Genomic DNA, 6,255 nt, shown 5'->3' on the forward strand with positions numbered 1-6,255 from the left:
ACCTTGTGGGAGAGTAGGTCGCCGCCGAACAGTTTTTGAAGATGATGAATGTGGGAAGGGCCTGCACCTGGGTGGTGCGGGCCCTTTCTGCGTTCGCTGGTAATGACGCGAAGGGGCTCCGGCGCCCTGCCGGCCCAGCGCACCTCTACTGTCGGAAGCATGCGCTACGACCTGATCATCTTCGACAACGACGGCGTCCTCGTCGACAGCGAGCCGATCTCCAACACGATCCTGGCCGCGTACCTGACGGAGCTCGGCCACCCCACCACGTACGAGGAGTCCGTACGGGACTACATGGGGGCGGCCCTGCACCGCGTGCACGATCTGGTCCTTGAGCGCACCGGGCGCACACTGCCCGACGACTTCGACGACACCCTGCACGCGCGGGTGTTCGCTGCGTTCGAGCGTGAACTGAAGCCGGTGGACGGGGTGGAGGAGGTGCTCGCGGGGCTGCGCGCGGCGGGCACCGCGTACTGCGTCGCCTCGTCGGGACACCACGAGCGGATCCGGGTCGGGCACCGTACGACAGGGTTGGACCGGTGGTTTCCCGAGGAGGTCGTCTTCAGCGCGCAGGACGTCGGGCGCGGGAAGCCCGCGCCCGACCTGTTCCTGTATGCGGCGCGCCGCATGGGTGTGGAGCCCGCGCGGTGCGCGGTGGTCGAGGACAGCCCGTTGGGCGTCGCTGCGGCCCGGGCCGCCGGGATGGACGTGTACGGGTTCACGGCGATGACCCCGGCGGAGCGGCTCGCCGGGGCCGACGCCTGGTTCTCCGCCATGGCGGACCTGCCCGGACTGCTCGCCCAGCGGTAGCAGTAGGGGCAGCACGGCAGCGGCGGGGGATTGCCGCCGCGCTCTCTCTACCCATCGGTAGCCAAGCGTTCTAGGGTGTCGCGGCATGACGGATGCGCGGCTGCGGCGGGGCCGGATATCGCTCGGTGTGAGCTTCTTCGCGCAGGGCGCCGCGTTCGCTCTGCTGGTGACCCGTATCCCGGCGATCCAGGACCGCTACGGCATCTCCGACGCGCTGCTGCCCGCGTTCCTCGCTGCCGTGCCGGTGCTCGCGGGCGTCGGCAGCGTGCTCACCGAGCACGTCGTGGCCCGGGTGCGGCCCGCGCTGCTGTTGCGGTGGCTCCAGCCGGTGGTGCTGCTTGCGCTGCTCGGGGTCGGCGCCGGGCGGTCGGTGTGGCAGGTGGCCACGGCGCTCGGGGCGTTCGGGCTCGCGGTCGGCGGGCTCGACGCGTCGATGAACATGCTGGGCGTCAGCCTCCAGCGGACGTACGGGCGGAGCATCATGCTCGGCTTCCACGCCGCGTACAGCCTCGGCGGGATCGTCGGGGCGTCGCTCGCCTGGGTCGGCGCCCACTGGGACCTGGCCCTCTTCGTCTCGTACCTGCCCGCGGTCGCAGTGCTGCTGCCCGCTGCGCTCGCCGGCAGCAGGTGGTACGTGGACGCGGACGCGGCGGCCGTGCCCGGTGCGGCGGACGGGGACGGGGACGGCGATGCGTCCGGCGTGGTGTTCCGGGCGTTGCTGCCGCTGTGTCTGGTGATGGCGTTCGCGTACATCGGCGACTCGACGGTCTCCAACTGGTCGGCGAAGTACCTCCAGGACACGTTGGGCAGTTCGGCGGAGCTCGCGACCGTGCCGTACAACGCGTACATGGTGACGACGCTGCTGGGGCGGGCGCTCGGGGACTTCGGGGTGCGGCGGTTCGGGCCCGTGGCGGTGGTGCGGTTCGGGTCGCTGCTCGCGGGCGCCGGCTTCGCGGTGGTGGTGGCGGCGCCCGGCGCGTGGATCGGCATCATCGGCTTCACGCTGCTCGGCTTCGGCCTCTGCGTGCTGGTGCCGCAGTGTTTCGCCGCGGCCGGGCGGCTGTTCCCCGGGGCGAGCGAGGCGGCCGTGGCACGCGTGAACATCTTCAACTATGTCGGATTTCTGATCGGTGCGCCGCTGGTGGGCGCGTTGGGCGATGCGTGGAGCTATCGGGGGGCGATGCTCGTGCCGATGGGGATGGTCCTGGTCACGCTCGTGTACGCGCGCTCGTTCGGACGGGCGGGTGGCGGATACGGTGTCGGGCATGACGGGCAAGAGCGGCCGCGCACTGCTGATGTGGGATGAGGCGGTCACGGAATACAGGTTCAGCGCCTCGCACCCGATGGACCCGGTGCGGCTCGCGCTGACCATGGGCCTGGTGCGGGCGTACGGGCTGGACGGCGCGGTCGACGTGCGGGCCGCGCCCCCCGCGGGCGACTCGACGCTGGGGCTTGTACACCGGCATGACTATGTGGACGCGGTGCGGGCCGCGTCGGCCGACCCGCGCTCCGCGGACCCCGCGTACGGTCTCGGTACGGTCGACGATCCGGCGTTCGCCGGCATGCACGAGGTGTCGGCGTTGATCGCCGGGCTCTCCGTGGCCGCCGCCGAGGCGGTCTGGGAGGGCGCGAGCGACCATGCGGTGAACTTCACCGGCGGGCTGCACCACGCGATGCCGGGCGAGGCGTCCGGGTTCTGCGTGTACAACGACGCGGCGCTGGCGATCGCGCGGATGCTGGAGCTGGGGGCCGAGCGCGTCGCGTACGTCGACACGGACGTGCACCACGGCGACGGCGTCCAGGCGGCGTTCTGGGAGGACCCGCGGGTGCTGACGATCTCGCTGCACGAGCATCCGAGGACGCTGTTCCCGCAGACGGGCTGGCCCGAGGAGACGGGGTTCGGGACGGGGGAGGGCAGCGCGGTCAATGTGGCGCTGCCCGCGGGCACCGGCGACGCGGGGTGGCTGCGGGCGTTCCACGCGGTGGTGCCCGAGCTGCTCGCGGAGTTCCGGCCGCAGGTCCTGGTGTCGCAGCACGGCGCGGACACCCACTTCGAGGACCCGCTCGCGCATCTCGCGGTGTCGCTCGACGCGCAGCGGGCCGCCCAGTCGGCCTGCCACGACCTGGCGCACGAGTACGCGGAGGGCGGCAGGTGGCTGGCGCTCGGCGGCGGCGGATACGCGGTGGTGGACGTGGTGCCGCGCTCGTGGACGCATCTGGTGGGTATCGCGGCCCACCGACCGGTCGACCCCGAGTCGGTCCTCCCGTCCTCGTGGCGCGACGAAGTGTACGCACGCACACGGCAGTTGGGCCCAGGCCGCATGACGGACGGCCGCACACCCACCTGGCAGCCGTGGGAGTCCGGCTACGACCCCGCCAACCGCCTCGACCAGGCCATCAGAGCCACCCGCACCGCGGCCTTCCCCTTGCGGGGGCTGCTGCCCTGACACCCGACGGGATGCCGGGAGCTTCGGCGGCGGCGTCGGGAGCCGCGGGCGGCCCCGGGTGGGGAGGCGTAGCGTTCGTACGGGTGTGTGTTAGGCCAACCGTGGGGGATGCGGGGGGAATCCGGGCGGGGGTCGGCGTGGTGCGGAAGCATCGGGCGGGTGCTGACTACCGGGGCGCTGCGTGCGCATCTGCTGGCGGCCCGGCTCGCCGGGCCCGTGGCCACCTCGCGGGAGGTGAGCCTGCGGGCGTACCGGCTGTTCGCGGCGGGGGATCCGCGGGTCACGCTGGGGCTCGCGTCCGAGCGGGGCTGGCAGGAGGGAGACCTGCTGCGGCTGATGGCGCGGCGGTGCGGGGTCTCGGCGGACCCGGCGCAGGTGACGGGGCCCGATGTGATCGACCCCGAGCGGACGCTGGACGCGCTGGACGCCCTGGCGCGGCGGCTCGCGGCCGCTGTGGCGCGTGGGGCCACCGTGCTGTTCGGGACGGGGCATCCGCACCGGCTGCTGGGGTTCTACGGTGAACTCGCAGACGCTCTGTCGACGGCTGGATGTGATGTCCTCATGCCGGCGCAGGGCAGAAGTGTCGACATAGCGACCCGGTTCGGCCTACGCACGTACCGTCTGGACTACGTGCGGGGCGTGGCGTTGGTGCGTGAACCCGGAGCGCGGTGCGCCGGGAGTGAGACCGGCGCACACTCGCACTCCCCGCTGCCCGTGCGGGTCGCCCTCGATGCCGCGGCGGCGTCGGGCGGGCCCCTGCCCGAGCTGGTGGTGGGGGACCACGGATGGGTCTGCGGTGCAGGTCAGCTCGGTGTCGAGGCGATCGGCCTCGCGGACACCGACGATCCCGCGGTCTTCGTGGGCGAAGCGGAGGGCCGGGTCTCTCTCGCGGTGCCGCTGGACGACGGCGCGCGCTCCGTCTACTACCGCCCGCTGGTGCGGTATGTACTCAATCGGGCGCATCTGTACCGGTAAGCAGGGTCGGGCTGCTCCTCTTCCCCACTCGTACCACCCGCCCCTACCCTGGTAGTGAGCGCACAGCGACGAAGAGTCACCGGAGGGGAAGCCGGGGGCCGTTGCAGTGCGGAAGGTGCAGGTGGGTCATGGCTGCTTCAGGCGAGAAGCCTCTCAACGAGGTCAAGTTCCTTACCGTGGCGGAAGTCGCCTCGGTGATGCGAGTGTCGAAGATGACCGTGTACCGCTTGGTGCACAGCGGTCATCTGCCGGCGATCCGGGTGGGCAGGTCTTTCCGGGTGCCGGAGCAGGCGGTTCACGAGTACCTCCGCGAGTCCTATGTGGGGGTGGAAACTGCCTGACGGGAGCCGTCGGGAGCCCCCTCGATCCCCTCGGATTACGTCCGCCACGCGGTGGCGGGTAGGCTGGCCCGACGTAGGTCGTGTGGGCCCAGACGCCCCGCACCGAGTGAGAAGAAGTGAGCGAGGGTAGTCGTGGGCTCTGTTATCAAGAAGCGGCGCAAGCGGATGGCCAAGAAGAAGCACCGCAAGCTGCTCAAGCGCACGCGCGTTCAGCGCCGCAACAAGAAGTGAGCGGATCCCCGCGCATGCGGGGGTGGCTCCGGCATGCTGTACGCCGTGGCGGTCCCTCCCACCGGATTCGGTGGAGGGGCCGCCATGTTGCATGTCCTGAGCCCGTCGCCCGCGCGGGCCGGCCGGTCCGCGCGGGCGACGGGCACCTGAGGAAGGGCACGGTCCGTGGGCAGAGTGGTGCTCGTCACCGGTGCGGCCCGGCAGCTCGGGGGCCGTCTCGTGCGGCGCCTGGTGCGTGAGCCGGGCGTGGAGCGGGTGGTCGCGGTCGACGCGGTCGACCCTCCCCACCCTCTCGACGGCGCGGTCTTCGTCCGCGCCGACATCCGCAGACCGGCGATAGCGCGGGTCCTCGCGGAGCACCGTGCCGACACCGTCGTCCACATGGACGTGACGGGCACGCCGCTGGCCGGCGGCAGCCGCGCCTCCGTCAAGGAGAGCAACGTCATCGGCACCATGCAGCTGCTCGGTGCCTGCCAGAAGTCCCCCGCCGTGCGGCGCCTCGTCGTGAAGTCCAGTACGAGCGTGTACGGTTCGGCGCCTCGCGACCCGGCGGTCTTCACCGAGACGACCCCGCCGAAGTCCCTGCCGTCCGGCGGCTTCGCGAAGGACGCGGTGGAGGTCGAGGGGTACGTGCGCGGCTTCGCGCGCCGCCGCCCCGACGTCGCGGTGTCGGTCCTGCGGTTCGCGAACATCCTCGGCCCGACCGCGGACACCCCGCTCGGCGAGTACTTCTCGCTGCCGGTGCTGCCCACGGTCTTCGGGTACGACCCCAGGCTCCAGTTCGTGCACGAGGACGACGTGCTCGACATCCTGCTGCTCGTCGCCGACGAGGAGCGCAGCGGCGCCCTCGGCAGCGGCACGTTCAACGTGGCGGGCGACGGGGTGCTGCTGCTCTCGCAGTGCGCGCGGCGCCTCGGCAGGCCCACGGTCCCGGTGCTGCTGCCCGCGGTGACCTGGATGGGCAGCGCGCTGCGCACGACGGGGATGACGGACTTCGCGCCCGAGCAGATCAGGCTGCTGACGCACGGCCGGGTCGTCAGCACGGACCGGCTGCGCGAGGCGCTCGGGTTCACGCCCGCGTATGCGACGGCGGCGGCGTTCGCGGCGTTCGCCGCGGGCCGTGGCGCGGGGCTGCTGCCGCCCGAGGCGGTGGGCGCGGCCGTGGACCGGCTGTCCGCGGTGGCGGTGCGCGCGGCGCGGTTCGCGGGCGAACGCCTCGCGGACGTGGTGGAGTACGGCGGAACCGGGCAGGCGCCCGGAGCGGACGCGGGCGAGGAGCGCGACTGACATGGCCGATGCCAAGGTGATCCTCTTCGGCGAGGGCGGCGCCGGGCGGCGGCGCGGGCGGCGCGCGGGACGCGGCGGCCACGAGCGGCAGCCGGGCGCCGGCCGCGCACCGCTGCCGCCGCCACACATAGACCAGGAACTCCTCAAGCTCCGGCAACAGCAGC

The 6,255-nt window shown here is 72.5% G+C and carries 7 protein-coding genes; all 7 read left to right on the forward strand.

Annotation, left to right across the window (positions count from 1 at the left end):
* The first annotated feature begins 159 nt into the window (after nt 1–159).
* The 7 genes from ABEA77_RS33390 to ABEA77_RS33420 all read left to right on the forward strand — a co-directional run bounded on the left by ABEA77_RS33390 (nt 160) and on the right by ABEA77_RS33420 (nt 6,091).
* On the forward strand, nt 160–810 hold the full coding sequence (locus ABEA77_RS33390; protein WP_345655856.1) for an HAD family hydrolase: 651 nt from the start codon (nt 160–162) through the stop codon (nt 808–810).
* 85 nt (nt 811–895) lie between these two features.
* Nucleotides 896–2,116 (forward strand): MFS transporter, encoded by a 1,221-nt coding sequence (locus tag ABEA77_RS33395; protein ID WP_345655858.1) that lies wholly within the window; start codon nt 896–898, stop codon nt 2,114–2,116.
* Nucleotides 2,076–3,257 carry an acetoin utilization protein AcuC gene (locus tag ABEA77_RS33400; RefSeq protein WP_345655860.1) on the forward strand — a complete coding sequence of 394 codons (1,182 nt, stop codon included), beginning with the start codon at nt 2,076–2,078 and terminating at the stop codon, nt 3,255–3,257. The genes ABEA77_RS33395 and ABEA77_RS33400 overlap by 41 nt, the downstream gene beginning before the upstream one ends.
* Nucleotides 3,258–3,416: 159 nt before the next feature.
* Nucleotides 3,417–4,232: a phosphatase gene (locus ABEA77_RS33405; RefSeq protein WP_345655862.1), complete on the forward strand. Its 816-nt coding sequence runs from the start codon at nt 3,417–3,419 to the stop codon at nt 4,230–4,232.
* Nucleotides 4,233–4,360: 128 nt separating this feature from the next.
* Entirely contained in the window at nt 4,361–4,573 is a 213-nt protein-coding gene (locus ABEA77_RS33410; RefSeq protein ID WP_345655864.1) for a helix-turn-helix domain-containing protein, read from the forward strand.
* A 132-nt stretch (nt 4,574–4,705) separates the two neighbouring features.
* Nucleotides 4,706–4,804, forward strand: coding sequence for a 30S ribosomal protein bS22 (locus ABEA77_RS33415; RefSeq protein ID WP_003948845.1), 99 nt, complete (start codon nt 4,706–4,708; stop codon nt 4,802–4,804).
* Between the two features lie 165 nt (nt 4,805–4,969).
* Nucleotides 4,970–6,091 (forward strand): NAD-dependent epimerase/dehydratase family protein, encoded by a 1,122-nt coding sequence (locus ABEA77_RS33420; RefSeq protein WP_345655866.1) that lies wholly within the window; start codon nt 4,970–4,972, stop codon nt 6,089–6,091.
* Nucleotides 6,092–6,255 lie beyond the last annotated feature (164 nt).

Origin of the sequence: Streptomyces tremellae (genome assembly GCF_039540215.1) — a bacterium.
In the GTDB taxonomy this organism is placed as follows: domain Bacteria; phylum Actinomycetota; class Actinomycetes; order Streptomycetales; family Streptomycetaceae; genus Streptomyces; species Streptomyces tremellae.

Excerpts from the sequence above, each read along its gene's own strand:
- ABEA77_RS33390 (WP_345655856.1), top strand. The coding sequence starts at position 160 with ATGCGCTACGACCTGATCATCTTCGACAACGACGGCGTCCTCGTCGAC.
- ABEA77_RS33395 (WP_345655858.1), top strand. The coding sequence starts at position 896 with ATGACGGATGCGCGGCTGCGGCGGGGCCGGATATCGCTCGGTGTGAGC.
- ABEA77_RS33400 (WP_345655860.1), top strand. The coding sequence starts at position 2,076 with ATGACGGGCAAGAGCGGCCGCGCACTGCTGATGTGGGATGAGGCGGTC.
- ABEA77_RS33410 (WP_345655864.1), top strand. The coding sequence starts at position 4,361 with ATGGCTGCTTCAGGCGAGAAGCCTCTCAACGAGGTCAAGTTCCTTACC.